The following is a 25,573-nucleotide window of genomic DNA, read 5'->3' on the forward strand; positions in this document are numbered from 1 at the left end:
TCCGGGGATAACAGGCTGATACCGCCCAAGAGTTCATATCGACGGCGGTGTTTGGCACCTCGATGTCGGCTCATCACATCCTGGGGCTGAAGTCGGTCCCAAGGGTATGGCTGTTCGCCATTTAAAGTGGTACGCGAGCTGGGTTTAGAACGTCGTGAGACAGTTCGGTCCCTATCTGCCGTGGGCGTTTGAGAATTGAGGGGAGCTGCTCCTAGTACGAGAGGACCGGAGTGGACGAACCGCTGGTGTTTGGGTTGTTATGCCAATAGCATTGCCCAGTAGCTACGTTCGGAACTGATAACCGCTGAAAGCATCTAAGCGGGAAGCAGGCCTCGAGATTAATTCTCACTAGGACTTTAAGTCCTCTGAAGGGCCGTTGGAGACTACAACGTTGATAGGCAAGGTGTGTAAGTGCTGTGAGGCATTGAGCTAACTTGTACTAATTACCCGTGAGGCTTAACCATACAACACCTAAAGGGTGTTGCTTATAGATACCTTATTTAGAAACCATGAATACTTGTTAGTACTCATGAGATATTTTCAGCTTTTTCGAATGTTAAAGACAACAGTTTTTGCCTGGTGGCAATAGCGTTGTGGACCCACCTGACTCCATGCCGAACTCAGAAGTGAAACGCAACTGCGCCGATGATAGTGTGGGGCTTCCCCATGTGAAAGTAGGTCACTGCCAGGCGCCTATACTAAGCCCTCGTCATACGACGAGGGCTTTTTACTCTAGCTAGGGAATTTTGGCTTCGCCAACTAGCTAGAGTAAACACTTTAAAAGTTTTTGCCTAGTGGCAATAGCGTTGTGGAACCACCTGATCCCATGCCGAACTCAGAAGTGAAACGCAACTGCGCCGATGATAGTGTGGGGCTTCCCCATGTGAAAGTAGGTCACTGCTAGGCTCCAAATAGTTAAGGGCTTCCCATTGGGAAGCCCTTTTTCTTTGTGCTGTAGTTATGTGGCGCTGGCAGCAGATTGATACTTTGTTGATAGCTTTCTTAGTGACCGAGCTGATCCTTTGTTACAATTAGCGAAGCATAGTGCAAGTAATCAAGAATCTATATTAATGACTCCACGTTTTTCTCGTAACGCATCGTTACAGTCTCTTCCTAAAATAGCGCACGATCCACTGCACTTTAAAACTTTGCTGAGTGCAGAAGAGTATCGTATTGCTCTATTACAACTGATTGCAGAAGCGAAGACGCGCATCTACCTGGTAGCACTTTATCTTGAAGACGACCAAGCAGGGCGCAGTATTATGGATGCGCTTTATACTGCTAAACAGCGTTGTCCAGAGCTCGAAGTTGTTGTGTTGGTAGATTGGCACCGTGCCCAGCGTGGTTTGATTGGTGATGAGCAGGCGCAGGGCAACGCGGCAATGTATAGAGAATACGCCCAACGTTACCCAGATTTGATTACCTTTTATGGCGTGCCTGTTAGTAATCGGGAGTTGTTTGGTGTTCTACATTTAAAAGGCAGCATTGTTGACGACAACGTTATATATAGTGGTGCCAGTATCAACAATATCTACTTGGCGCAGCAGCAGCGCTACCGCTTCGATCGCTACCACTTGATTCATAACGCACGCTTAGCCAATGCGATGGTTGACTATGTTGAGCAATACCTAGTGAATAGTGAAGCGGTGTCTAGTTTATCGACTAATCAGCCAGTGAGTACCCGCTCACTAAAACCGGCTATTCGGCGCTTACGCTTATCCTTGCAGCGTGAGCAATATAGCTATCATCCTCAACAATGTGCTGAGTCTGAAGTTGGTATCACTCCTTTGTTAGGTTTAGGGCGTCGTCAGAATTTACTCAATAAAACCATTCGACAGTTGGTTATTAAGGCTAAGCATCAAATCACTTTGTGCACACCTTATTTCAATCCACCGGGTAGCTTGTCTAGAGAAATTAGCAAAGCTCTAAAACATGGAGTGAAGGTAAAGCTGATTGTGGGTGATAAAACCGCCAGTGATTTCTACAGTAAACCCGATGAAAACTTTAAAGTTATACATGCGCTGCCTTACTTGTATGAATTGAATTTAACCAAGTTTGTTAAACGCCAGCTTAAATATATCAACAGTGGTCTATTAAGCATTCACCTCTGGTCTCATAAGGATAATAGCTTTCATGTGAAAGGCTTGTGGGTTGATGAGAGGTATAGCCTATTAACCGGCAATAATTTAAATCCGCGCGCCTGGAATTTAGATTTAGAAAATGGTTTATTGATTGATGACCCGAATAGTTTGTTGAACGAGCAAAAGCAGCTCGAGCTGAACAATATACTTGCTCACACTAAGCTAGTGCATTGCGTAGCAGATTTAGACAGTCTCGCTAACTATCCCTTACCAGTAAAACGTTTGCTAAAACGAATAAACAGAGTGCGTGCTGACCGTTTGCTAAAACAAATCTTATAAGCAGCACGCGCATTTGCTTAGCCCAGCCTTAGGCTGGGCTAATAAGAACTAAAGCCAGTGTTAGCTAGGAAAGGAGAAATTGACTCCTTCACGCACCGAGGCAGAGGGCCAGCGTTGGGTAATGGTTTTACGTTTAGTGTAAAAACGCACAGCATCTGGCCCGTAAGCGTGTAAGTCTCCGAATAGTGAACGCTTCCAACCGCCAAAGCTATGGTAAGAAACCGGTACAGGCAGAGGAATATTAATACCTACCATTCCTACTTGGATGTTATCAGAAAAGTAGCGAGCGGCTTCACCATCGCGGGTGTAGAGGCAAGTACCGTTACCAAATTGGTGCTTATTAATCAGCTGCATGCCTTTCTCCATGCTATCCACCCGAACCACACATAGTACCGGGCCAAAAATCTCTTCTTGGTAGGCTTTCATGGCCCCGGTGACATGGTCAATTAAGGTTCCTCCTACGTAGAAACCATCTGGGTAGCCGGCTACTTGAGTATTGCGACCATCTACAACTACAGTGGCGCCATCGGCTTCGGCACTGCTGATGTACATTTCAACTTTGTCACGCTGTTCAGCGCTAATTAGTGGGCCAAAGTCGTTTTCTTTATCTGAGTAAGCACCAACCTTAAGGTTCTGCATTTGCTCAGTTAAGCCGCTGACTAGTTTATCGGCAATGTCGTCACCCACGGCCACGGCTACCGATAAAGCCATACAGCGCTCACCAGATGAGCCAAACGCTGCGCCAAGCAAGGAATTCACTGCGTTATCTAAGTCGGCGTCTGGCATGATGATGGCGTGATTTTTCGCCCCACCTAAGGCTTGACAGCGCTTACCATTGGCAGTGGCGGTGCTGTAAATGTATTCGGCTATTGGGGTGGAGCCTACAAAGCTAACAGCAGCAACTCGTGGGTCGGTGAGCAGAGTGTCTACGGCTTCTTTATCGCCATTAACCACGTTGAATACGCCTTTTGGCAATCCTGCTTGATGCAATAGTTCGGCAATTAGTAAGGTGGCTGATGGATCTCGCTCTGAAGGTTTAAGTACAAAACTATTGCCGCACATCAGCGCCATCGGAAACATCCACATTGGCACCATCACTGGGAAATTAAATGGGGTTATCCCGGCTACCACCCCTAGCGGCTGGAACTCGCTCCATGAGTCAATGCCTGGGCCAACGTTACGAGAATGCTCACCTTTAAGTACCTCGGGTGCAGCACAGGCGTATTCAACATTTTCAATACCGCGGGTAAGTTCGCCCATGGCGTCGTGAACAATTTTGCCGTGCTGTTGGCCTACCAGTTCACAAATGCGTTCGGCATTTTCTTCCAATAAGGTTTTGTAGCGAAACATAATTTGGGCGCGTTTCGCTACAGGCGTATCTCGCCAAGCCGGAAAAGCTTGTTGAGCGGCGCTAATAGCTTGTTCAACCGTCGTTTTGTCGGCCAAGGCTACTTGGCTTGCGACTTGGCCGGTTGAAGGGTTATAAACATCTTGAGAGCGAGTGTACTGGTTGTGGTTTTCGCCGTTAATTAAATGACCGATGATAGACATGAATCTTTCCTTATAGGCTTAGGCTTGGCCTGATAGTTGGTTAATTGAGTCGCCTAAGGCATTAAATAGGCTGTCGATTTCTGCGGCGCTAACGTTAAACGGTGGCGCTATTTGTATCGTGTCGGCGCCATAGCGCACGTAGTATCCCTTTTGCCACATTTGTTGTGCGACTAAAAAAGGATTAAGGGCCGGTTCACCGGGTGCATGAACAAGGCTTAAGCCTGCGGCTAAGCCCATATTCCTTACATCGCTTACTAAGTCCAGCTGTCCTAGCTGATGTGCGGCATGTTCAAGTATTGGGCTCATCTCCCTTACTTGCTCGAACATATGTTCTTTGTCCAGTAAGTCCAACGAGGCGAGTGCTGCTGCACAAGCAATAGGGTGAGCTGAGTAGGTATAGCCGTGGGGCAGTTCTAACATATAGTTTGGACCACCTTCGTCCATAAAGGTGTCGTAGATTTCTTGTTTACAGGCTACCGCTCCCATAGGAACTACCCCATTAGTGAGCTGCTTCGCCATGTTAATGATGTCGGGTGTAACACCGCAGGCTTCGGCTCCGGTTTTGTAACCCAAGCGACCAAAAGCACAAATTACTTCATCAAAAATTAGTAAGATTTGGTGTTGGTCGCAAATCTCACGTAAGCGTTTTAAATAGCCTACTGGCGGAGGAATTACCCCAGCACTACCGGCCATAGGCTCAACAATCACCGCCGCTATGTTGGAAGCATCATGCATGGCGATTAAATCTATTAAGTCGTTGGCTAGTTCAGCGCCTTGGCTTGGCTGGCCTTTAGTAAAAGCGTTTTCTGGCAAAACTGTGTGGCGCATGTGGGCGCTATCTACTCCGGCGCCAAATATGGCGCGATTGGGGCCGATGCCGCCCACCGATATGCCGCCAAAGTTTACCCCGTGGTAGCCTTTGCCGCGGCCAATCAGCTTGGTTTTACTGGCAAGGCCCTTTTTACGCCAATAAGCGCGAGCGATTTTTAGAGAGGTGTCGGCAGATTCAGAGCCTGAGCCAGTGAAAAATACTCGGTTTAAACCTTCGGGCATAAACTCGGTAATTCGCTCTGCCAGTTGAAATGATTTTGGGTGGCCAAACTGAAACGCGGGAGAGTAATCAAGTTGGCTGGCTTGCTGAGCAATAGCATCAACTATTTCTTGGCGACCATGTCCCAAGCCACAGGTCCACAGGCCTGATAAGCCATCAAATATTTTGCGACCGTCGGCATCGAAGTAGTATTTTCCCTTGGCTTGGCAAATCATTCGTGGATCTTGTTTGAACTGGCGATTACCCGTATATGCCATCCAGTGGCTATCAAGTTGATTTTGGGTAATTCCCATGTCTTGCAATGTGGCCATTTGCTTCTCCTTGCAAAGCTAGATGCTGGGTTTAGCCTAATGCTGGTTTTAAGTTACATAAATATGTATCTTTGAATCTAAAGTTTCATAAGGATGAAACATAATGCAAAAAATCTTGGGCCAACTTAGTGATATTGATTTACGCCTATTAAAAGTTTTTAGGGTAGTGGTGGAGTGTGGAGGCATTTCGGCAGCCGAGGTAGAGCTCAATATTGGCCGCTCAACCATTAGCCGTCATGTTAAAGATTTGGAGATTCGCCTAGGTGTGACTTTATGTCAGCGTGGTAGGGCGGGCTTTGTATTGAGTGCCGAAGGGCAGCACGTCTATCAATCTAGCTTACGTTTGATGGGCGCTTTAGATGAGTTTCGTGCAGACGTTCAAGGCTTACACAAAGAGATGACCGGTAACCTAGCCATCGCTTTGTTCGATAAAACGGTCACCAACCAACAAGCTAAAATCTCGCAAGCCTTACAACTGTTTGACCAGCGAGCGCCAAAAGTCAGCTTAGATTTATACGTTGAAACCTTATCGGTCATCGAAAGTGGCGTGATAGAAGGGCGTTATCATGTTGGGGTGGTGCCTGGGCAGCGTCAATCTGCCAGCTTGGCTTATCAGTGGTTATTTGATGAGAAAATGTCACTCTACTGTGGTTATCATCATCCTTTATTTCAGCGCAGTGACATCACCATTAGCGCCGAAGAAATAGTAAGCCAAAAGTATGCTGGTCTTGGCCACCATTCTCCTAACTTGGATACCACGCAACGCAAAGGTTTTAAGCGCCATGCTACCGCCTACGACCAAGAAGCAGTGGCTACTTTACTATTATCGGGCAGTTATTTGGCTTATTTGCCGGAACACTATGCCCGAAGCTTTGTAGAACAAGGCTTAATTAGAGCCATTGGCGGCGAAGACTTTCGTTACAATTGCCCTTTTTTGGCAGTAAACCGTTTGTCCCCTAAGCCTTCACGGATATTGGCGTGTTTCCTTGAATGCTTAAAGCAGGCTCATAACTTAGTTTAAGCGAGCGCTTAGCCAAGCCTTTATCGCTTTTATTTGGCTAGGCGAGACACTGTGCGCCATATCAAATAGGCTAAATTCTGCTTGGTAGCCTAAGGCCGATAGTTGCTGGTAGGCTTGTTCACCCAAACTTGGCGCCACTACATCATCTTGTCGCCCATGCTGAATGAGAATAGGCGTATTGGCTTGTAGCGGTTGCTTGGGCAGGCTTTCGCTGACTAAGTAGGTGGACATACATAGCAATCCCCCCAAGCAATGCTTGAGGTTTAACGCGCAGTGATAAGCCACTGCCCCGCCTTGAGAAAAGCCTGCCAAAATAATGTTTTCACTAGGGATGCCTTGAGCGAGTTGTTGCTCAATAATTTGGCCAATCTCCTGGCTTACTTGTTCTAAGTGCTGTTGATTAATTTTACGCTGCGGAGAAAACGCCAGTATGTCGTACCACGCTGGCATAAAGTAACCTGCATTAACGGTGACTGCGCGCTCGGGAGCGGCCGGGAAAATAAAACGCACCGCTGCCTCAGTGGGTAACTTAAGTTGCTTAGCTAAAGGAACAAAATCTTCTGGGCCTGCGCCTAAGCCATGTAGCCAAATAATACAATGGCGAGCAGCCTGCTCGGGTTCTACAGTTATAGCGTTAAGTGGCATGGATATTCCTTTGCTGATTGAGAATCTTCTAGGTAAGCTGTGCAACAGTTTAAGCAACAGGCATTGTATGCCAATGCCGCGGAGAGACAAGCATGCAAGAATTAATTGATGAAATTAGAGCCGCCGATCAGTCTGGCGCTTACCCTAGTGAGCTACCAACAGAAGCTCAACTGGTTGAAGTAGAAGAGTTAATTCTAATTCCCATGCCTAGTGACTTACGCGCTTTTCAACTTACCGTTAGCGATGTTACTTGCGGTAGCTTAGAGCCGGTCACCATTAGCGACCCCTACTTACACACTTATTTACCGGAAGTGGCTGCAACTGCCTGGAACCTGGGTTTACCACGAGAGTTTATCCCCATCTGTCAAAATGGCGATAACTTCTATTTCATAAGCCAAGAAGGTGAAATTGGATACTTTCAAGGCCAAGAAGACTTAGTTCCAGAATGGGACACCATTTGGGACTGGGCTAGCGAAGTGTGGATGCAAAGCTAGTTCAGCATGGAACAGCAAGACTATTTAGCTAAGTTTTGGTTAGTGATAGGCCATATTCCCGAAGGAAAAGTGGCCACCTATGGTGGGGTAGCTGAAATGGCTGGCTATCCTCGAATGGCGCGCGCTGTAGGACGTTGTTTAAAAACCTTGCCAGAGGGTTCTAACTTGCCATGGCATAGAGTAATAAATGCCAAGGGTATGATTTCCTTCCCAGAAGGCTCTCCACAATATCAGTGTCAGCGACAGCGGCTTGAAGATGAGGGCATTATCTTTCGCAATAACAAAGTGCCTCTCACCCAGCACTTATGGCTGGGTGATTAAGTTACTATTAGTAGCTTAAGGCTTTTTAGGGTGTAATATTGCCTGTTGTTTGGGTTCTTCTAAACCGGCTAAGTGGTGAGTTAAAGCACGCACCAAGTAAGATTTAGATAAACCGGTTTTCTGCTTTATTTGCTCTAACTCTAAAATCACCGCTTGGTTTAAGCTAAACGTGGCGTTTTTAGTTGGCTGTTTGGATGAGTTGCGTTTGGCCTGTATTGGCAGGTGCACCACATTCTCGCAGCCATTAGCGTATAACTCAGCTTGAGCAATAAAACTATCAACGTCGCAAAATTGTTTAGGCTTAGAAGCCCGAGGCTTTTTCTTGAGATCGTGCAATGCCATGATCTGCCGCTCCTTGCTCACATACTATAAACTCTTCAGCAATATTGCGGATCTCTTGTGCAGCTTTGCCCTCTGGCTCTAGTTCCAATACGGTATAGCCGCGTTCTTCACTGTCATCATAAATGTTGCGATTAAAAGTGATGGCGTCTAACACATGTAAACCGTAGGTGCTGCACACCTCTTTGGCTTCTTGAATGCGCTTGTATTGGCTTGGCAAAGAGGGACATTGGGTAAGTACTACTGCTTCTTTTAGATGGAAATTTACCGCTTTACAGGTATTTACCAACTCCTCTAAGTGAGGAAGGGTTTTAATGTCGCGCCTTTTCGGGCGTAGCGGAACAATGGCATGGGTAGCCACCGCCATGCTTGAGCGCAGCGCTTTACTGTCTTGGCCACCACAATCTACTACCACAAAATCAAAGCGATTTTGCAGGCTAAGTAGGTCGTTGCGAATATTGCCGTATAGTTGAACACAGTTGATGCTTGGAAGGTCTTCTTGCTCATTACGTGCCTGCACCCAATCGGAGCTGGTACGTTGTGGGTCGCAATCAACCAGGAGGATTTCGGTATTGAAGCGTTGTTTTAAATACACCGCCAAGTTCTGGGCCAGACAGCTTTTACCACTGCCCCCCTTTTCACCGCCAACGAGAAGTATCATGGCTAAGTCCTTTTTGTTTTGGTCTTTTGTAAGTGTCTATGTCAGCGGAATTATTGTTTTTTAGCTGACTTCCCCAGCTTAGGCGAAAAAATAATCAAAGCAATAAGCTTAATTTTTACAAGTGTTTATAACATGCTCTAAGGTTATGAATTAATTAAGGATTACCTCCTTTCGAACAAGCTGCATTTAGCTGTAACAAAAGTTTTACATCAATACTAAAGTTGTAGTGCTTTAGTCCGCTTAGCGCTTGATATAGTTTTCACTTGAACCTAGCCCCAAGCTGGTTACACTGCTTATCGCTGAATGACTCCTTAGAAGGCGGAGCGAATGTTAAAAAAATTGATGAGTGTTATGGCTTTGGTGATGGCGGTATTGATTGTTACCCCCGACGCAGAGGCTAAGCGCTTTGGTGGCGGTAAGTCCTGGGGAAAAAGCCAACCAACCTTTAAAAAACAACCCACTCAAACTAACCAGCAGGCTAATAAGCAGCAGAACCAAAATAATGGTACGGCAGCAAATACCGGTCGACGTTCAGGAATGATGGGTGGTTTGTTAGGTGGCTTGCTAGCGGGCGGATTGTTTGCTGCCCTGCTTGGCGGCGGGGCCTTTGAAGGCCTACAGATGATGGATATTTTGCTATTTGCCTTGATTGCTTTTGTAGCGGTGCGTTTTTTACGTGGGCTCAACCAACAAAAAGCGGCGGCCATGAACCATCAACCTGCGCAAGCCTATCAAAGTCCACAAACTGATGGCCAGTGGCAGCAAGGTGGTTTTGCTAATGCTAGTCAACTTGCTAGCGGCGGTGAAGATGAAGTGCCGTTTAATCCGCCGGCAGGCTTTGATGTTAATGCCTTTTTAGAAGGCGCGCGTGGTCACTTTGATACGCTGCAGCGCGCATGGAATGACAATAAGCTAGAGGTAATGCAAGAGTACTTGAGCATTGAACTCTACAACGGCTTAGCAGAAGAGCGTCGTTCTTATGGCGATCAAGAGATTAACAGCAGTGTTGTCTTTATTGATGCTGAGTTAGTGCGCGCCGATCACTCAATGTTAAATGCGGAGGTGAGTGTAAAATTCATCGGTCAAACCCGTGATGAAGTAACTGGCCAAGAGAGCAACGTTGCCGAAGTATGGCACCTAGAGCGTAAACTCGACCAAGCTAACTCACCATGGTTGATTGTGGGCATTGAAGCCTAATGTCCGATGATAACTTGTTAGTGGCTGAAGCGCCTGCTAGCGAGTGGTTTCTGTATATTATAAGAACCAAACAGCAGCACCTGTATACTGGCGTGACCACCGATGTAAAACGCCGTTTTGCAGAGCACCAACAAGGCGGTGCAAAAGGCGCAAAAGCCTTACGCGGTAAAGGCCCGTTAAAGTTGGTATTCCAACAAGCTTTGGCTTCTAAACAGCAAGCGATGCGTTTGGAATATGCAATAAAACAACTGCCAAAAGCAGCCAAAGAACGCTTGGTGCTGGGGCAGTTAGATTGGCAAAGCCTGTTACCTGAATCGGATGCTTAAGTTACCAAGAGTAAACATAGGGGCGGTATTGGCTGCTATTGCCAGTCGCTAAGCCCATAGCGTTGTAAGATCTTGGTTAACTCGCCATTAGCTCTAAGTTCTTGTATACCTTCACTGAGGCGGTGAGCTAAGGCAGGGCTTTGTGGATTAGCGGGCGAAAAGGCGATGTACACGGGTTCAATACTAAAGCTAGTCGCGATGCGAATGGCATTGCTATCTCCACGCTGATGAACGTAGTAATCCACCACACTCTTGTCCTCGATATAGCCATCAATTCTCCCTTCCATAAGCAGTTTATGCATACGCTCTAATGCATGCTCACTGCGCACTAACACTACATTACGGCGGTGTTGCTTCGCGTTTATATAAGCATCAACTTCAAGGCTATAGTCATAATCGGCAATTACTGCAATGGTGAGTTTTTCCAGCGAGCTTATGCCCTGATACTGCCAGTTAGTCTCACTTTTCATCACCAATACTTGCTGGGCTTTACCTATTGCGGCTTTTGGGTAAACGAAGCCTTTGGCTTCATCAGCTAATGCTCCTACCACAGCGTGATAAACACCTTTTTCGGTGTGGCGTAGTGCGCGTGACCAAGGCATTTCAAGCAGTCTAACTGGCTGTTCCGGCGCAAATACCTTTTGAGCTATTTCGATGGTGTAACCAGGAAAAGCACTGTTGGCTTGGCAGTTAAAAGGACACCATCGGTCAGCCACCAAAAGAAGCGCTTGGGCGAAGCTGGTTGTACTGGGTAGCATTAGTAACAACAGTAATGTAGCGAAGGCTTTTTTGCTGTTTAACAAAGTGAGCCAATGAAAGCGGAGATGATAATCAACATTGCAAAATCTTAATACGACGGATTTAAGCAGTGCATTATGCTGATTTATCCATAGCTTGTACGCATTTACTGAGTAAAGCTTAGCGCTTAATTCTGTCGTGCTGTTTAGTTTAGTTGACAGTAAAAGCTTTTGTTCGTGGCTAATGTGTTAACCACGAAAAAGTACATTGGGGATAAATGATGGGTATTTACAGACCCATGTCGGAAGTAGAGCGCTTTAAGCGTTTGCGATTGAGTTGTTGTTTCCAGCTGAGCAATTGCTTTGGCAAGGGGCTTTGTAAAATCAACGGCACCACAATGAGTGCTGCACCCAGCCAGGTTAACCTGTCTGGCATTTCGCTAAAGAACAACCAGCCAAAGATAGCAGCACCAATTAAGCCAGTATACTCGGCACTAGCAATGCTATTCGCATTAGCCGATTTATAAGCGATCACCGAACCTGCATGTAAGAACAAAATAAACAAACTGCTACCGCCAGCTAGGTAGAGCAGTGACCAATTAAAGCTTTGCAGCTGTGGCCACGCTAGCACCAAAGTCGCGGGCACTACCATTAGGTTGGTCCAAAACAAACTGGTGACTACCGATTCCTGCTTGGGAATGTATTTTACCGTTAGGTTACTTAGCGCAAGTGTTAGTGCGGTGCCTAATGCTGCAATGGCTCCCCAGTTAAATTCGGTGGGGCGAATAATTACCAATACTCCGATAAAACCAATAAATGCCGCCATTACTTGAGTTCGGTTGATAGGACTTTTGTGCAGCCACATACCCAAGGGCAGCATCATAATTGGAGCTGCGTAGAATAAGGCGTTGGCAGTTGCCAGGGGCAGCGCAATTAAAGCAACCACCATGCAACCAGAGCCCGCTAGCCATAGGTGACCACGCACCACGTGCACCAAGGGTTTCTGCGGCAACTTTTGTTTGGTGAATATGAATAAGGGCAACAACAATAACAAGGTGCTGAGCTGGCGGTAGAGCAGTATTTCAAATACCGAAGCTTGCTCGCCAGCCACTTTCATTAGAGCGTCAGACAAAACCGCAATTTGATTGGCCACAACTAAAATAACAATGGCAATAAAAGTGGAATTGTTTCGCATTTCTGCCTCCTCGTTATATTGGGCTAATCAATTAAGCTGCAGTGTAGAAGCTTGTTAAACATTAAAAAAATGATAATAATTGGTAATACATGAATAAATATAATGTATTGCCATGCGAACTCTTCCTCCACTAAATGCCTTAATTGCTTTTGAGGCTGTCGCGCGAAATCAAAGTGTTGCCAAGGCTGGTGAAGAATTAGGTATTAGCCAAAGCGCGGTGAGCCACCGTTTGCGCTTGCTGGAAGATTATTTAGCAGAGCCTTTGCTGATTAAAGTGGGTCGCCAGCTACAGCTTAGCGAGGCAGGGCGAAGTTATTTTGGCGAGGTAGAGCGGATACTCAATGAACTAAGCCATATCACCCGCCAAGTAAAAGGCGAGGGCATTGCTCAGCTTAGGCTTACTGCTTACAGTTCGTTTGCCCTTAAACGTTTGGTGCCTTTGTTACCCAGCTTTAGAGCGCGCAATCCAGAAATTGATTTACGCCTGCAAATGATTACCGAAGAACCGGTTTTATCGAGCACCACTGGTGATCTATTTATTTGTTTTGCCCATTCAGCACCGGGTTATGTTAGCCACTTATTGCATAAAGAGCGCCTAGTAGCGGTGTGTTCGCCCAGCCTTTATCAAGAGATTGACCAACAAAATTGGCGACAAGACCTGCCCCAATTTCCGCTGTTGTCTTGTGATTTAGATGAAGACGCTCAGCAACCTGGTGGGGACTGGGCGGTATGGTCTAAAGGTTTAGGGATCTCGCTGCCAAGTAACCAAGCCTTTCATAGCTTTAGTCATCAAGTACTGGCATTGGAAGCGGCGGCTACCGGCCAAGGCATTGCTCTGGTGAGTGACTTTATGGTGGAGAAAGACATTCGAGAAGGCAAGTTGGTCGACTTGCCTGTGTCATCGGTATACACCGGCTATGACTTTTACCTTTGTTACAAACAAGCACGTAGCCGAGATCAGGGTTTGCGCGCTGTAGCAGACTGGTTGATTGAAACCGGCGCTAGTCCGCTAGAAGTTTAACCAGCAGTAAGCTTAAGCTGTCGACAAAGTCTAAACGCAAAATGGCAAACTCATCATTCTTCATCACCTGTTGCATGGTGGACGATGGGTGACTGGTATGCCAACAACCAATAACCGCTTGATACAGAAACATCACTTTGCTTAGAGCTTGCTGTTGGTTTAGTTGTGGCGACCAATGCAAAAACAGTTTTGCCAGCTGTTCTGCCATGGCTTTTAGCTGGCGTTTAAAGTTTATTGCCTGCTCAATGTTCTCCTGCTTTTCCAACACTGTGTGCAAAATGGCCGATAGGTAACAAAAGGTGGGTTGGGCGGCAATGGTTTCAGCTAGCACTCTGGGTTTTAGTTGCTGATGCGATAAGCGCTCAAGGCCCAGCAGTAACTGCTTAGCTTCTTCTAAATAAAGTGCCATAAACAAGCTTTCTTTATTGGCGAAATAGCGATACAAGGCAGGTTTCGACAGCTCTAGTTGTTCTGCTAGCTGGCTAAGCACTACCTGCTCGTAGCCGTGTTCACCTAAGGCTTGTTTGGCTGCACCCAGTATTTGCTGGCGGCGTAATTGTTTTTGTTCAGGGCTGATGGCGCGTTTTTTAATAGCTGTATTCACAATGATATTCATTAAGCTCTTGATAGGTAAACCTTAGTCAGTATTTGCACTAAAAGCTATTTGGCAGTGTTCGCGTTATTCGCAAAACTCCCGCTAAACAATACAGGCTTACACTAACGTTCTATTATTTACTGATGATACCGCCAAGCATAGCCGCAAATAAACCGAAGTTTTGCGAGCTTCAATCCATAGTTTACATAAGTTACTCATGGAAACTTGCGTTAAGCCAAGGCGAAAGCTATATAAGTTACCAATGGTATCTTATTCTTTAAGTGAAAAGGCAGGAAGCAACGTGAAATTAAGCCGCCGTGCATTGTTAAAGTACAGCATCGCCACAGTAGCGCTAGCCAGTGGCGGTTCGTGGCTGGTGAGCTCTGCTTCCATAGACTTTAAACCCATGGCTAGGCTTGCTCTAACGCCACAGCAGCAGCAAGTATTTTGGTACTTAATTCCAGCATTCCTAGAGGGCGCTGTGGCTAACGACGATGTAGCTCGAAAACAGCAGGTACTGGGCAATATTGACCATGCTTTTGCCATTCTAGAGCCACATACCCAAGCTGAATTGAACCAGCTATTAGACATTCTGGCATCACGTGGTGGCTGGTTACTGTTAAGTGCGGGTGCTGCTCAGCTAAGTGAGTTATCCATTCAACAACGTTTATTGCTACTGCAGCAATGGCAGCAACATTACCTGCAATTGTTGCGACAAGCTTATCAAGGTTTACATGAGCTAATCACTGCTGCTTGGTATGGTGACCCTGCGTCGTGGCCAGACTTAGATTATCAGCTGCCAGCGCAAGCTAAGGGTTTAGTGAATGATTAAGGACATTATCGCAGAGGGCCTAGCATCGGGCTGGCAACACCTTGATGGCGCTAAACAACACGCTGGGCAAGAGCTGCACTGCGATGTTTTGATTATTGGTAGCGGCGCGGGCGGCGGAATAAGTGCTCAAGTGCTTAGTGAAGCCGGTTTTAAAGTGATTGTGGTAGACGAAGGGCCACTTAAAAGTAGCCAAGACTTTAAGCTGCAAGAACGACAAGCCTATCCAGACTTATACCAAGAGTCAGCGGCGCGAAAAACCAAAGATAAAGCCATTAGTATTTTTCAAGGACGCTGTGTTGGTGGCTCAACTACGGTTAACTGGACCACTTCTCTTCGCACCCCTGAACCCACTTTGCAACATTGGCAGCAACGCTGGGGCTTTAGGGAGCTTGATTCAAAAAGTCTTGCGCCTTATTTTCAAAAGGCTGAGCAGTTGCTGGGTATAAGTCCTTGGCTTAATACAAATCAAAACAATGCTTTATTGGCTAAAGGTTGTGAGGCCTTAAACTGGCCTTATCAAGCCATTCCTCGCAACGTTAAGCAGTGTTGGGATTTGGGCTATTGTGGCATGGGCTGCCCAACCAATGCCAAGCAATCGATGTTAGTTACCACTATTCCGGCTGCTCTTAATGCGGGCGCAACTTTGCTAAGTCGTTTTCGCGTTCAGGCTCTGCAATTCTCTAATGATGCTATCACTGGTGCGCAATTACAGGCTTTGGATAGCAAACAACGCGCAAACGGCGCAAAGGTTAACATTCACGCGCGGCAGGTGGTGTTGTCTGCGGGGGCCATTGGTAGTCCTGCGGTGTTATTGCGCTCAAAAGTTCCCGACCCTTATCAGCTAGTGGGCAAACGTACCTTTTTACACCCCAGTGTGATGAGTGGCGCCTTGTTCGAGCATGTCGTTAATAGCCACCAAGGTGCGCCGCAATCGGTGTATTCCGACCACTTTGTATGGCGTGGTGGTAGCGACGGAGAGTGCGGCTATAAGTTAGAAGTGCCGCCGGTTCATCCGATTTTGTTAGCCACTAAAATTAGTGGTTTTGGTCAGTTTCATAGCGAGATGATGCAGCAGATTAACCACCTGCAAGTTACCATCGCGCTGCTGCGCGATGGCTTTAATGAGCAAAGTGTAGGTGGGCAAGTGCAACTTCGTGATGATGGCAGCCCAGTGCTGGATTACCCTATTAGTGACTTTGTTTGGCGAGGTGCGCGCCGTGCCTTACTCAGTATGGCTGAGTTGCAGTTTGCTGCAGGTGCCAAGCAGGTCTTTCCTCTGCATGAGCAAAGTCGCTTGGTTAATTCTTGGAGCCAAGCTAAAAAGATGATTGAGCAATTGCCGATGCAGGCTTTGGCAACCCGCTTAGCCTCTGCTCACGTAATGGGAGGTTGCGCTATGGGTGGTGATGAGCAAACTTCGCTGGTGGATGAGGCCGGCAATTACCGCTGGCTTGATGGCCTAAGCGTAATTGACGGTTCGGTATTCCCTACCAGTTTGGGTGCTAATCCCCAGCTAAGCATTTATGCCATGGCCTTAAGAAATGCCGAACTACTCGCAAAACGGCTTTGAGCTTAGGCTTTAGTTAAGCAAGCGTTTACAAAGTGAGCCGGCCACTGCTAATCTTAAACAAAGATTAAAAAAGGCCAATCTTCATGTGGTTACAACGTTTGGTAAGATTGAAAGCGCGACCGCGTGGCTTTCACCTAATTACCGAAGAATTAATTTTGCAGTTGCCCGAACTGCAAGATTTTAAAGTGGGTTTGTGCCACTTATTACTGCAGCACACTAGTGCCAGTTTAAGTTTGAATGAAAATGCTGACCCTAGCGTTCGTGCCGATTTAGATGCCCACTTAAATAAAATGGTGCCAGAGAACGCACCTTATTTTGAACATACCTATGAGGGGGCCGACGATATGCCTGCCCATATTAAAAGCAGCTTGCTAGGCGCTGAGTTAACCTTGCCGATTAACCGAGGTGCCTTTGCTTTAGGCATTTGGCAGGGGATCTATTTAGGTGAGCATCGAAATGAAGGTGGCAATAGACAAATTATTGCCACCCTCTCTGGTGAATAAGGCTTGGTTTGGCTTACTTGTTATTCACAATACTGTCCCAATATCTTAAACAAAGTCTTTACCTAAGTTGGCGCTATGGATCTGTTAGCAATTTTTCTACTCACCTTTATTGTGATGTTCTTTTGGCGTCGTCGCAAAGACGCCGAGCGCGCCCAGCACTTGATAAAGCAGAAATGTAAAACCTTAGAGTTACAACTACTCGAAGTGAATTTTAAGCAAGAAAAACCGCAAAAAATGGCCGGCTACTGGCGTTGGTGTCGTTACTACCAGTTCGAATTCTCTTCCACCGGCGACAGCCGCTATCAAGGCCAGTTGATTATGGCCGGCAGCCAATTCAAGTTTGAGCTACCGGTGTATAAAGTAGGTGATGATTTGTTTGAGGGCTAGGCTCAATCCTTAGCCTGCCTAGTCATACATCAGCGTCTCAGCTTTTTTACTATCAAACTCTTTTAACGACTTCCGAGCTAGCTGCCTAAAGGGCAGTGCTTTAACTATTTCTTCAAAGGGTTGAATGGCAAAAGCCCAAAAAATCGATACCTCAAAATAAAGAATAAGCAATGCACAAAGGGGTATGGAGATAAGCCATTGGCCGATAAAGTTAATTTTAAATACGCTGGTGGTTTTTCCTAAAGCACGCAAGGCGTGCCCATGCACGGTGTTGTAGCCGCGCACTAGCGGTAAAAAGATATATAACGGGGCTATTAGGCTAAGTGCTTGGTAGGTCTCGGCGTCTAGTTCAGGGTAGATATTAGGCAAAATTAAGCTTAAGCCGGCGAAAGCGAAAGCGCAGACTAGTGATACCATCACTGCCACATCAATGCTTTTATCGACATTTTTAGCCAGATCGTCGAGTTTTCTGGAGCCAATGGCTTGGCTAATGCTTATCGCTGACGCATGCGCCCAAGCAGCAATAAATTGAGTACCGGCTCTCAGCCAAGGCATTATCAAGGTAATAGCTACGTAAGCATTAATGTTGAGCTGGGAGTACAGCAGCTGGTAAACACTTATGCCAATTTGCAAAATGGTTACGTTCACTGCAACCGGAAAAATTTCTCGGCTATGTAAGCGTGTACTACTCAATAAGGCTGGCATGGATTGTTTAAAGCTTAGATCTAAACTTTGATCGGCTTTTAAACAAAAGCTTAAATAGCTCATGCGAATCACTATCGCGATTAAACTGCCTACCGCCGCGCCTTCTAAACCCATGCCGCCGAAATCGGCAAAACCATGGATTAAAAAATAAGAGACTATGGCATTGATGGGCATTTCAATGAGGTAGCCCTGTAGCGGAATTTTGCTTTTTCCTTGGCTATTAAACAAAGCGATGATCACTTGGGTTATTGCAGTAAACAGCACTAAGTATTTTGAGATGGCTAGGTAGCTGATGATTTGCTGCTGCAGTTTAGGGTCATCGGCTAGGGCTGTAACAATCGCTTGGTCGCCTAGATGCAGTGCCAACCAAAAAATAAAAGCAACGCTCAAGTTTATGATTAAACCTGCCCAAAAGCCTTTGGTAAGCGCTTGCTGATTGCCCGAACCTATTGCTCGGCTAAGCACCAATTGCGAGCCATTGGCCAAAGCCATTTGAATACCCATGATAAATGCCACCAAGGTAGCGGCTATGCCCATTGCTGCTAGTGGAATTTCGCCAAGTGGAGAAACCAACAAGGTATCTACCATCAACATTGATTGCATCAATAGGCCATTTAAAGCCAGCGGCCAGGCTAAGGCGATATTCTTTTTTAGGTAGGATTGATTAGGCACTATCGTCTCTAATTACAGCAATCGATTAAGGGTATGGTGTAGTATATAATATTTTGTATTACAAATTAATTGGGCGTAGTCAAATTACGCTTAATTAAGCAGCATTTTTAAGGCATTAGAAAGTAACTTAACATGGCGCTGCCTCCAGATATGGCGCACAAACTCAGTGAAAAAGTGCGTATCCATCGCTGAGGGAAACGTTTGCCGTAGCGCCGACCTAAAAAGGCACCCAGTAAGGCTGCAGGAATTAAAGGTAGCGCGGCGTACACATGGGCTAAGGACATAAAACCCACCGAGCTTTGCACAGCCAGCGACATAATGCAGCTAGCCACAAAAAACGCCGACAAGTTTGCTCGTAAGTAACTGGCTTGCTGGTGCTGGAGAAGCAAAGCCATGGGGGGCCCACCAATCGAGCTACTGGTGCCCATAAAGCCAGAAATAACTCCCGCAATTGCCATGCGTTTTGGAGTGGGCGCAATGCGAATAGGAAACAAGCTGATTGCGACTGCGATGATGACCGATAAACCTAACCAAAATGACAGGCTTGCTAGATCGGCCCACAATAATAAAAGGCCGCCAGCGACCGAGCCTGGGATGCGGCCGATTATCGCAGCCTTTAAACCGCCAAAAGCGATGCTGTCTCGGTGTTCAAAGGCACTTAAGCTGGCCACTACCAGTGCAACAATTACCATTGGACCAGGCACATATACCGGCGACAGTTGGAACAATAAGGGGGCGGCAATTACCGCGAGGCCAAAACCAATGGTGTATTGAACAAATGCGCCGAGTAACACCAGTAAACAGGCTAATAGTGTAATCACTTGCCACCTCGCTTACCCAAGCCTTGGCTAAGCAAAGTGGGTTAAGTTGATAAAAGCTATTCGCTTAGTTGAGCGAATATATCGTTTGCTGCTGGTGACTGAGGGTTGCGAGCTCAATTAAAGCGATAACGTCGCTAGCTTGCTGAGCGCTAACGCTTAATACTTCACCCTTAGTCACTGCATTTACAAAGTTATCATAGAAAGCTAAATAGTTACCTTTTATTAATGACTTATGTAATAGCGCCTGGCCAGCTAGATGGATTTCGCTGCGATTAGTATCTTGGCCAAAACTGGAAGAATTGGCCGATAGCCCCGCCGCTAGTTGCTGTTCTTGCGGATCCATTCCCCACTTAGCGTAGGAGCCTTTACTGCCATGTATTTGGAATCGAGGACCGGGCTCAACCATTAAGGAGTTACAGCTAAGTTGTACTTTTTTGTCGGGGTATATTAGGTGTAAATCAAAACAGTCGGGCGTTTTTGCACCCTCGCGTTGAGTATCTAAATGAGCCCATAGTTTATCGGGCTTACCAAATAAGCTAAGCGCCTGATCGAGAAGGTGAGCGCCTAAATCGTAGAGTACCCCACCACCTTGTGGATCCAGCTCCTTCCAACGCTGTTTCACCACTGGACGATAACGGTGAAAGTGAGCCGAATAAGAATGAATTTTGCCAAGGCTTTGATTAGCAAGCAGCTGTGAGATAGTTAAAAAGTCACTGTCCCAGCGGCGGTTATGAAAAACGCTTAAACACTTGCCGGTTTGTTCGGCAATTTGCTGCAGTTGCAGGCATTGTTCGCTGCTTATGGCTAAAGGTTTTTCAACTATCACATGTTTGCCTGCGAGCATTGCTTGTTCGGCTTGCTCGGCATGTAATGAGTTGGGGCTAGCAATCACTACTATGTCGATGTTGGGATGATTGATCAGAGCTTCACTATCTAAACACAGCGCTTTGGGGTAGGCGTCGGCAACTTCCTGCTTGCGAGAACTGGCAATGGCAAACAAGTTAAGCTGCGGTTGAGCACTAATTAGCGGGCCGTGAAATACCCGCCCCGATAAACCAAATCCAATAATACCAACGTTTAACATGCGTGCTCCTATATGGGCTTAAGGTAGAGGAATTGTCGCTAGCTTAATTGTCTCAGGTTGCTGGCGTATGACCGAAAGTAACCAAAGTTGCTCACCATCACTGGCAATCGCTTGGGCAGTGTCGCTTTGTTCCAAGGCTATTACTTGAAGCACTTTGCCAGACTTCGGCTCAATTTCTAACAAGCTGCTATAGCGAGTGCTGAGCACAAACCAGCGACCTTGGTGCAAAGTCATGCTGCCCAGTTGATATTGAGTAAACTGAGCTTGTTGGCTAGGGTGGCTTAAGTCAAAGCTTTGCTGTTGCTTACCATCTCTATCACCACGATAACAGCGTTTTAAGCCTTCGCGCTCACAAGTGTAAAACTCTTGTGCTTGTGGGTTCCAGACTAAACCAGCGGTTTTGTGGTGAAGACCGTCGCGTATTAACTTGCGCTTGTCGACAAAGCGCCAGCTTTGCTGGGTAAGTTCGAAATACAGCAGCCGAGCGTCACTAGAAATACCCACTAGGTGATCGTCTACTAATACTAAGTCGGCAATATCGCCGCTGGCGGGTAGCTCTTCTAGCCTTGCTTCACTGAGTGTGGAATTAAGGTAGGCCAATTTCGCCGAACCGGTAACTAATACCGTTTGCGGTGCCAGCGTACCCACTAGCCAATGTTGCTGTTTAGGTAGCCACAGCAGGCTAGCGGCATTTGGGATCCCATCTAATTGCGCAACCAGCTGCGGTTGCACGCTTAATTCAGCTAAAGGACTGTCTTGAAATTCGCTGCTTGGCGGGGGAAACATCACCAAGCCAACGAGAGTACCAATCATTAACAGGGCGATTAAACCAATAACTTTAAACATGCAGTGGCCACCTTGGCGACATCGAAAGAGGTAAGCGCAAGCTATTCAGGCTTAGGCTGGTAATGACTTAAAAACATGGCAATGCAACTTTCTACCAGCTCTGTTTGCTCGGCAGCGCTTGGCATTGGCATGCGGTTGATGATTTGTGGCCAAAAACAGCGACCTTTTAACATCGACAAAAACTGGCTGCTGGCTAAGCTTGGGTTATTGCTATCAATGCGCCCATCGTTAATGGCACATTCAAACCAATAGTTGATGCTGTTCTCTAAAGTCGCCATGTGCTGCATGGTTTCGATCATTTGCTCGGGCATATGAATCGCTTCAGCAATCACCAATCGAGCAAGGTCGATAAACTCTGGGTCGGCGAACAACTGCAGTTCTTTATTTGCCAGTTGTGTTAGCTGTTCGGCTAAGCTGAGATCGCTGGAGTATTCCATTTTAGTGGCTGCTGAAATCAAATCTAGCATCATACTCACAATGCCAATAAACAAGGCCTGCTTGCTTGGGAAGTGGTTATAAACGGTGCGTTTACTTACTTGAGCCGTTTGCGCGACGCGATCCATGCTGGTGGCTGCATAGCCACTGGCCTTAAATTCACTAATGGCGGCATTGATGATTTGTGCGCGTTTTTTTTGGCTAAGAGTCATTGTTTAAGACAAATTGATTACTGCGGTTTGGCCGATAGCTGATTCTAACAAATTTAGTAAATACATGGGCTAACAATTACCGCAAATTGTTCATGGAAGTTTCATCTTGTGGCTGAAAAAGCCCGCCACACTATTAGGGTGTTCTTGAGTGGGAAACGTTAAGATGAATCGAGAAGCCGCCGCAGAACGAAAATGGCAAAACGCCAGTTATCCGCAAAATGAGTTTAGTGGCAAGCTCAGTGGTTTGCCGCCACGTTTAGCAGAGTATTACTTACTACTTAGCTGGCCGCTTCAGTTTGGTTTAGCGCCTGCTGTGGAATCGCGATAGTAAAGTTAAAGCCTTGTTCCACTTGAGTCTCAACGTGCAATTGCCACTGTAGTTTTTGGGTGATCAGGTTGTACACAATGTGCATGCCTAAGCCGCAACCTCCTTTGCCGCGAGCAGTGGTATAAAAGGGCTCAAAAATATGGCTAACGGTTTCTTGGCTGGCACCTTTGCCATTATCGCCCACAATAAGTTGGGCGCCTTGTGCCGTTTTCTCCAGAGTAATGCTAATTTTCCCTAGGGTTTTGCCATGGTCTAGGCCATGAATTAGCGCGTTACCAAACAAATTGGTAACTACCTGAGCAATAGCCCCAGGATAGGTGAATACGTGCAGGTTTGGCTCTAGTTGAGTGACTAGCTCAACCTTAGTGCCTTTAAGTTGATGCTGCAGGCTGCGCAATACTTTGTTGATATAATCGGCGAGGTTGATTTTGCGTTGCTCTTCGTAACTTTGATCAACTGCAACCTGTTTAAAGCTAGTAATTAGTTCAGCCGCTCGCTGGGCACTGCTAATGATGATTTCGCTGGTATTGGTGGCATCGGCAACAAACTTTTCAAAGTTGGCTTTGGTGAGTTGCTGAGCACTCATCTGCTTTGCAAGTTGCTCTATTTGCTCTTTAAGGTGGCTGGCAGCCAATAAGCCGTTACCTAAAGGAGTATTAATTTCATGAGCAACCCCACTGACTAATCCGCCTAAGGCTGCCATTTTCTCACTGAGTTCTACTTGTTCCTGATATTGTTTGGTTTCTTCCAGTAGCCGCTGGTGGTCGATGATATCGGCGATTTGCGGTGCCATAAATTCGATAAACTCAGCATGCACTCCTTCGGTGAGCGCTACCATGTAACCAAAGTGTTGTTGGCCGCTTTTCAGTTCACTAATTACCCACAAACCTTGGTGAGCTTTATCACCTATTGCGTCTTCAAAGGCGGCGGGCAGAGGCGTTATTGATTCGGCCAAAGCTAAGCTGCCGGGCTGTAAGTGGTGAGCCAAGTAAGTGTGGCTTTTCCCTTGTTCGCTAAAACCTTGTTGATAGATATACAGCTCAGGAATGCCCAATTCGTCTAGAGTAGGCTGGGCTTGAGTTAAAATGGTGTCGAGGTTTTGCCGTTGGTGCAGCAAGCGGGTTACCGCAAGGCGCTGGGCATTGCTGTCTCGCTGTCGGATAAGCAGGCGATTTTGCTCGTCGTTGCTGCGTTTCTCCACTTCTTTGCTTGGGGCTCCGCTACTTTCACGAAGCACTGACATGGTTTCTAATTGATATTCAGCATCAAGGCTTGCCCCGTTAATGCTTTCGACGACCAGTTGCGCAGCAAGAGAACCCGTGCGCTGGGCGGGATAAATGGCAGTGGTTAAACTGGGGCGAATGGCATCGGCATATTCAAAATCATCAAAGCCGCTTACTTTTACCTGTTCAGGGATGGCTACCTGCTGTCTGTCTAATTCTTCTATCACACCCTTAGCGCTAAGGTCATTCACACACATGATGGCATCGGGGAGGCGTTGATGTTTGGCTAGCCATTGATGGCATAACTTAGCCGCTCCAACGGGTGTCATATCGCCATGTAGGTGTTGTTCAGGATTATGGCTTAATCCATGCTCTGCCAGTACGTCGCTAAAGGCTTTGTAGCGCCGCTGGGAATCGAAGTTATTCTCTGGGCCGTCGATATACAGGATGTCTTTGCAGCCAATTTCCAGCATGTGTTGGCTTAGCTGGTACATACCGCTGTAATTATCAACCAACACTGAAGGGATGTCCGGTATTACCGAGCCAACATTTACGATTGGCAGCTCACCAATCGCCTCGACCACTTTGTTCATTACCTTATCGGAGGTTTTGTATCCTACGCCGCCGCCGTATAAGACCACCCCATCTATATCTAGATTGCTTAGTTGTTTTACAAGCCATAGGTCTTTGTCTTGAAACTCTTGCTCATCTGCGAGGTAGCCAATGGGCATGAATAGGCAGCTATATAATTGCGGGTCTAGACTCGTTTGAATGCCTCGAATCACCTGTTGGTCGATGGTTTGAGACAATGTTGGCAATATGACGGCAATGCGTTTTTTCATTAAGAACAATAGTTTTAGTCTTGATACCTTTCAATGTAACAAGTGAAATTGAGATTGCTGTGATTTAGCTAGGAGAATTGTTAATAAATTGTATTTTTGTGGCTAAGCGGCATGCTTTTGGGGGCAAAAAAGCATACCTAGGGTGCTTAACTCGGAATCGGCATTACCCGGTTTCGGCCGAGTCGTTTGGCTTCGTAAAGCTGAGTATCGGCTGCATCAACAATCGCTCGAGACTTGCTCACCATGTTGTATTCGGCAACACCAAAGGAACAAGTGATGTTGTCGATACGTTGGTTAGAGCGGCGATCTTTTAGGCTTAACTTCTCTATGGCTCGGCGAACGGATTCGGCTAAATGCCTGGCGGAACGCAGATTAGATTTAGGGCAAATAATGGCGAACTCTTCGCCGCCAATACGGTAAGCCTTAGCGCCGTCACGGCAAGCTTCGTTAATCCGCTTAGCGACAATTTTTAATACTTGGTCGCCCAGTACGTGGCCATAGTTGTCGTTAAACGCTTTAAAGTGATCGATATCGGCGATAATAATGCACAAACCCTCAGGGTTTGAATCAAATAAGTCTTTAAAGTCTGCATCAAAGGCGCGTCTATTCAAGGCACCGGTAAGTGCATCGTTGAGGGCTTCTTTCTCGGTTTCTTTAAGCTGATTTTTTAAGTTTTCAATTTCTGCTTGGGCTTTACCTAACTGAGAGTTAAAAAAGTCGGTGCTTTGTCGAATATTAGCAGCGTCATCGATAAGGTTACGTACGAGGCCTAACACTTGTTCTAGTGGAATGCCGTCTTCTTCAATGCGATTTAGTTTGGCAAAATTCTTATCTATGCTTGATTGAAAGGCATTGGTGTCTGAGCCAGTGTCGGTCATGGTTTGTGATAGCTCTGTGGCCATGGCTTCTAGGCTATGGCGCATGCTTTTCACATCTAACTCTTCCTGGCTAGCAATGTGGTTTTGATAAAGAATTTGGCTGCTGGTGGTAGGTACGGTGTCGTATTCACTAATGATTTCATCGATGGCTGCATTTAGCTCTGGATTCTGATCATCAACGTACAAATACCATAATGCATAGTTGCTAGGCGTGGCAGGGATTTGATGTTTCATCATCAAAGGCACAGCCTTTTTTAGATTTAGGGTCGCTTTTTTTAGAATTTTATCGCTCATATGAGCTCCATCGATACTCGTTGCTTCACGCCACTTGCAGCCTGCTTTTTATAGCG

At 46.4% G+C, this 25,573-nt stretch carries 27 protein-coding genes and 3 rRNA genes; 15 read left to right on the top strand and 15 right to left on the bottom strand.

Annotated elements, in window-relative coordinates; genetic code table 11:
- The 4 genes from G6R11_RS14010 to pssA form a co-directional block, all read left to right on the top strand.
- A 23S ribosomal RNA gene (locus tag G6R11_RS14010) occupies positions 1–464 on the top strand; the annotation flags it as partial.
- Between the two features lie 111 nt (positions 465–575).
- Positions 576–691: ribosomal RNA gene (gene rrf / locus G6R11_RS14015) — 5S ribosomal RNA — on the top strand.
- A 99-nt stretch (positions 692–790) separates the two neighbouring features.
- Positions 791–906 (top strand): 5S ribosomal RNA (gene rrf, locus G6R11_RS14020).
- Between the two features lie 164 nt (positions 907–1,070).
- Positions 1,071–2,420, top strand: a complete 1,350-nt coding sequence (pssA, locus tag G6R11_RS14025; protein ID WP_163133712.1) for a CDP-diacylglycerol--serine O-phosphatidyltransferase — start codon at positions 1,071–1,073, stop codon at positions 2,418–2,420.
- 60 nt (positions 2,421–2,480) lie between these two features.
- On the opposite strand, the gene G6R11_RS14030 is transcribed toward pssA, so the two are convergent.
- Positions 2,481–3,971: a CoA-acylating methylmalonate-semialdehyde dehydrogenase gene (locus tag G6R11_RS14030; RefSeq protein ID WP_163133713.1), complete on the bottom strand. Its 1,491-nt coding sequence runs from the start codon at positions 3,969–3,971 to the stop codon at positions 2,481–2,483.
- Between the two features lie 18 nt (positions 3,972–3,989).
- The gene (locus G6R11_RS14035) at positions 3,990–5,333 is read right to left on the bottom strand and encodes an aspartate aminotransferase family protein (protein ID WP_163133714.1); all 1,344 of its coding nucleotides are present in this window, start codon (positions 5,331–5,333) and stop codon (positions 3,990–3,992) included.
- Between the two features lie 103 nt (positions 5,334–5,436).
- Here G6R11_RS14035 and G6R11_RS14040 point away from each other — a divergent pair, with 103 nt between their 5' ends.
- Positions 5,437–6,354, top strand: a complete 918-nt coding sequence (locus G6R11_RS14040; RefSeq protein ID WP_163133715.1) for a LysR family transcriptional regulator — start codon at positions 5,437–5,439, stop codon at positions 6,352–6,354.
- On the opposite strand, the gene G6R11_RS14045 is transcribed toward G6R11_RS14040, so the two are convergent.
- Positions 6,346–6,999, bottom strand: coding sequence for an alpha/beta hydrolase (locus G6R11_RS14045; RefSeq protein ID WP_163133716.1), 654 nt, complete (start codon positions 6,997–6,999; stop codon positions 6,346–6,348). The two genes, G6R11_RS14040 and G6R11_RS14045, sit on opposite strands and share 9 nt — an antisense overlap.
- Before the next feature lie 92 nt (positions 7,000–7,091).
- Here G6R11_RS14045 and G6R11_RS14050 point away from each other — a divergent pair, with 92 nt between their 5' ends.
- Together G6R11_RS14050 and G6R11_RS14055 are read left to right on the top strand one after the other, a co-directional pair.
- Positions 7,092–7,493, top strand: coding sequence for an SMI1/KNR4 family protein (locus G6R11_RS14050; RefSeq protein WP_163133717.1), 402 nt, complete (start codon positions 7,092–7,094; stop codon positions 7,491–7,493).
- 6 nt (positions 7,494–7,499) lie between these two features.
- Positions 7,500–7,814 (top strand): MGMT family protein, encoded by a 315-nt coding sequence (locus tag G6R11_RS14055; RefSeq protein ID WP_163133718.1) that lies wholly within the window; start codon positions 7,500–7,502, stop codon positions 7,812–7,814.
- Positions 7,815–7,829: 15 nt separating this feature from the next.
- Here the strand turns inward: G6R11_RS14055 and G6R11_RS14060 are convergent, their stop codons facing one another.
- Both G6R11_RS14060 and G6R11_RS14065 read right to left on the bottom strand, forming a co-directional pair.
- Positions 7,830–8,156, bottom strand: coding sequence for a hypothetical protein (locus tag G6R11_RS14060; RefSeq protein ID WP_163133719.1), 327 nt, complete (start codon positions 8,154–8,156; stop codon positions 7,830–7,832).
- Complete coding sequence (locus G6R11_RS14065) at positions 8,116–8,814, bottom strand: AAA family ATPase (protein WP_163133720.1); 699 nt, start codon at positions 8,812–8,814, stop codon at positions 8,116–8,118. The genes G6R11_RS14060 and G6R11_RS14065 overlap by 41 nt, the downstream gene beginning before the upstream one ends.
- Positions 8,815–9,141: 327 nt before the next feature.
- Here G6R11_RS14065 and G6R11_RS14070 point away from each other — a divergent pair, with 327 nt between their 5' ends.
- The gene (locus tag G6R11_RS14070) at positions 9,142–10,011 is read left to right on the top strand and encodes a Tim44 domain-containing protein (protein ID WP_163133721.1); all 870 of its coding nucleotides are present in this window, start codon (positions 9,142–9,144) and stop codon (positions 10,009–10,011) included.
- Entirely contained in the window at positions 10,011–10,337 is a 327-nt protein-coding gene (locus tag G6R11_RS14075) for a GIY-YIG nuclease family protein (RefSeq protein ID WP_163133722.1), read from the top strand. Before G6R11_RS14070 ends, G6R11_RS14075 begins: the two co-directional genes overlap by 1 nt.
- A 35-nt stretch (positions 10,338–10,372) precedes the next feature.
- Here G6R11_RS14075 and G6R11_RS14080 read toward each other — a convergent pair whose 3' ends face one another.
- Both G6R11_RS14080 and G6R11_RS14085 read right to left on the bottom strand, forming a co-directional pair.
- On the bottom strand, positions 10,373–11,095 hold the full coding sequence (locus G6R11_RS14080) for an ABC transporter substrate-binding protein (RefSeq protein ID WP_163133723.1): 723 nt from the start codon (positions 11,093–11,095) through the stop codon (positions 10,373–10,375).
- Positions 11,096–11,363: 268 nt separating this feature from the next.
- A complete protein-coding gene (locus G6R11_RS14085; RefSeq protein WP_163133724.1) occupies positions 11,364–12,269 on the bottom strand; it encodes a DMT family transporter in 906 nt (301 codons plus the stop codon).
- Between the two features lie 112 nt (positions 12,270–12,381).
- On the opposite strand from G6R11_RS14085, the gene G6R11_RS14090 reads away from it, so the two are divergent.
- On the top strand, positions 12,382–13,290 hold the full coding sequence (locus tag G6R11_RS14090) for a LysR substrate-binding domain-containing protein (protein WP_163133725.1): 909 nt from the start codon (positions 12,382–12,384) through the stop codon (positions 13,288–13,290).
- Here the strand turns inward: G6R11_RS14090 and G6R11_RS14095 are convergent.
- Positions 13,271–13,906, bottom strand: coding sequence for a TetR/AcrR family transcriptional regulator (locus G6R11_RS14095; protein WP_163133726.1), 636 nt, complete (start codon positions 13,904–13,906; stop codon positions 13,271–13,273). The two genes, G6R11_RS14090 and G6R11_RS14095, sit on opposite strands and share 20 nt — an antisense overlap.
- Before the next feature lie 280 nt (positions 13,907–14,186).
- On the opposite strand from G6R11_RS14095, the gene G6R11_RS14100 reads away from it, so the two are divergent.
- The 4 genes from G6R11_RS14100 (at position 14,187) to G6R11_RS14115 (ending at position 17,177) form a co-directional block, all read left to right on the top strand.
- The gene (locus G6R11_RS14100) at positions 14,187–14,717 is read left to right on the top strand and encodes a hypothetical protein (RefSeq protein ID WP_163133727.1); all 531 of its coding nucleotides are present in this window, start codon (positions 14,187–14,189) and stop codon (positions 14,715–14,717) included.
- Positions 14,710–16,287 carry a GMC family oxidoreductase gene (locus G6R11_RS14105; protein ID WP_163133728.1) on the top strand — a complete coding sequence of 526 codons (1,578 nt, stop codon included), beginning with the start codon at positions 14,710–14,712 and terminating at the stop codon, positions 16,285–16,287. Before G6R11_RS14100 ends, G6R11_RS14105 begins: the two co-directional genes overlap by 8 nt.
- Before the next feature lie 83 nt (positions 16,288–16,370).
- Positions 16,371–16,790: a secondary thiamine-phosphate synthase enzyme YjbQ gene (locus G6R11_RS14110; RefSeq protein WP_163133729.1), complete on the top strand. Its 420-nt coding sequence runs from the start codon at positions 16,371–16,373 to the stop codon at positions 16,788–16,790.
- Between the two features lie 75 nt (positions 16,791–16,865).
- Entirely contained in the window at positions 16,866–17,177 is a 312-nt protein-coding gene (locus G6R11_RS14115; protein ID WP_163133730.1) for a DUF3301 domain-containing protein, read from the top strand.
- Between the two features lie 18 nt (positions 17,178–17,195).
- On the opposite strand, the gene G6R11_RS14120 is transcribed toward G6R11_RS14115, so the two are convergent.
- The 5 genes from G6R11_RS14120 to G6R11_RS14140 all read right to left on the bottom strand — a co-directional run bounded on the left by G6R11_RS14120 (position 17,196) and on the right by G6R11_RS14140 (position 21,952).
- Positions 17,196–18,554 carry an MATE family efflux transporter gene (locus G6R11_RS14120; RefSeq protein WP_163133731.1) on the bottom strand — a complete coding sequence of 453 codons (1,359 nt, stop codon included), beginning with the start codon at positions 18,552–18,554 and terminating at the stop codon, positions 17,196–17,198.
- Between the two features lie 107 nt (positions 18,555–18,661).
- Complete coding sequence (locus G6R11_RS14125; protein ID WP_163133732.1) at positions 18,662–19,375, bottom strand: sulfite exporter TauE/SafE family protein; 714 nt, start codon at positions 19,373–19,375, stop codon at positions 18,662–18,664.
- 64 nt (positions 19,376–19,439) lie between these two features.
- Positions 19,440–20,459: a Gfo/Idh/MocA family oxidoreductase gene (locus tag G6R11_RS14130; RefSeq protein WP_163133733.1), complete on the bottom strand. Its 1,020-nt coding sequence runs from the start codon at positions 20,457–20,459 to the stop codon at positions 19,440–19,442.
- 18 nt (positions 20,460–20,477) lie between these two features.
- Positions 20,478–21,305 (bottom strand): glutaminyl-peptide cyclotransferase, encoded by an 828-nt coding sequence (locus tag G6R11_RS14135; RefSeq protein ID WP_163133734.1) that lies wholly within the window; start codon positions 21,303–21,305, stop codon positions 20,478–20,480.
- Between the two features lie 41 nt (positions 21,306–21,346).
- Positions 21,347–21,952, bottom strand: a complete 606-nt coding sequence (locus G6R11_RS14140; protein ID WP_163133735.1) for a TetR/AcrR family transcriptional regulator — start codon at positions 21,950–21,952, stop codon at positions 21,347–21,349.
- A 163-nt stretch (positions 21,953–22,115) separates the two neighbouring features.
- Here G6R11_RS14140 and G6R11_RS14145 point away from each other — a divergent pair, with 163 nt between their 5' ends.
- Positions 22,116–22,280: a hypothetical protein gene (locus G6R11_RS14145; protein WP_163133736.1), complete on the top strand. Its 165-nt coding sequence runs from the start codon at positions 22,116–22,118 to the stop codon at positions 22,278–22,280.
- On the opposite strand, the gene G6R11_RS14150 is transcribed toward G6R11_RS14145, so the two are convergent.
- Positions 22,231–24,345: a substrate-binding domain-containing protein gene (locus G6R11_RS14150; RefSeq protein ID WP_163133737.1), complete on the bottom strand. Its 2,115-nt coding sequence runs from the start codon at positions 24,343–24,345 to the stop codon at positions 22,231–22,233. The genes G6R11_RS14145 and G6R11_RS14150 overlap by 50 nt on opposite strands.
- A 146-nt stretch (positions 24,346–24,491) precedes the next feature.
- The gene (locus G6R11_RS14155) at positions 24,492–25,517 is read right to left on the bottom strand and encodes a GGDEF domain-containing protein (RefSeq protein WP_163133738.1); all 1,026 of its coding nucleotides are present in this window, start codon (positions 25,515–25,517) and stop codon (positions 24,492–24,494) included.
- Positions 25,518–25,573: the final 56 nt, after the last annotated feature.

Source organism: Agarivorans sp. Alg241-V36 (genome assembly GCF_900537085.1).
GTDB lineage: Bacteria > Pseudomonadota > Gammaproteobacteria > Enterobacterales > Celerinatantimonadaceae > Agarivorans.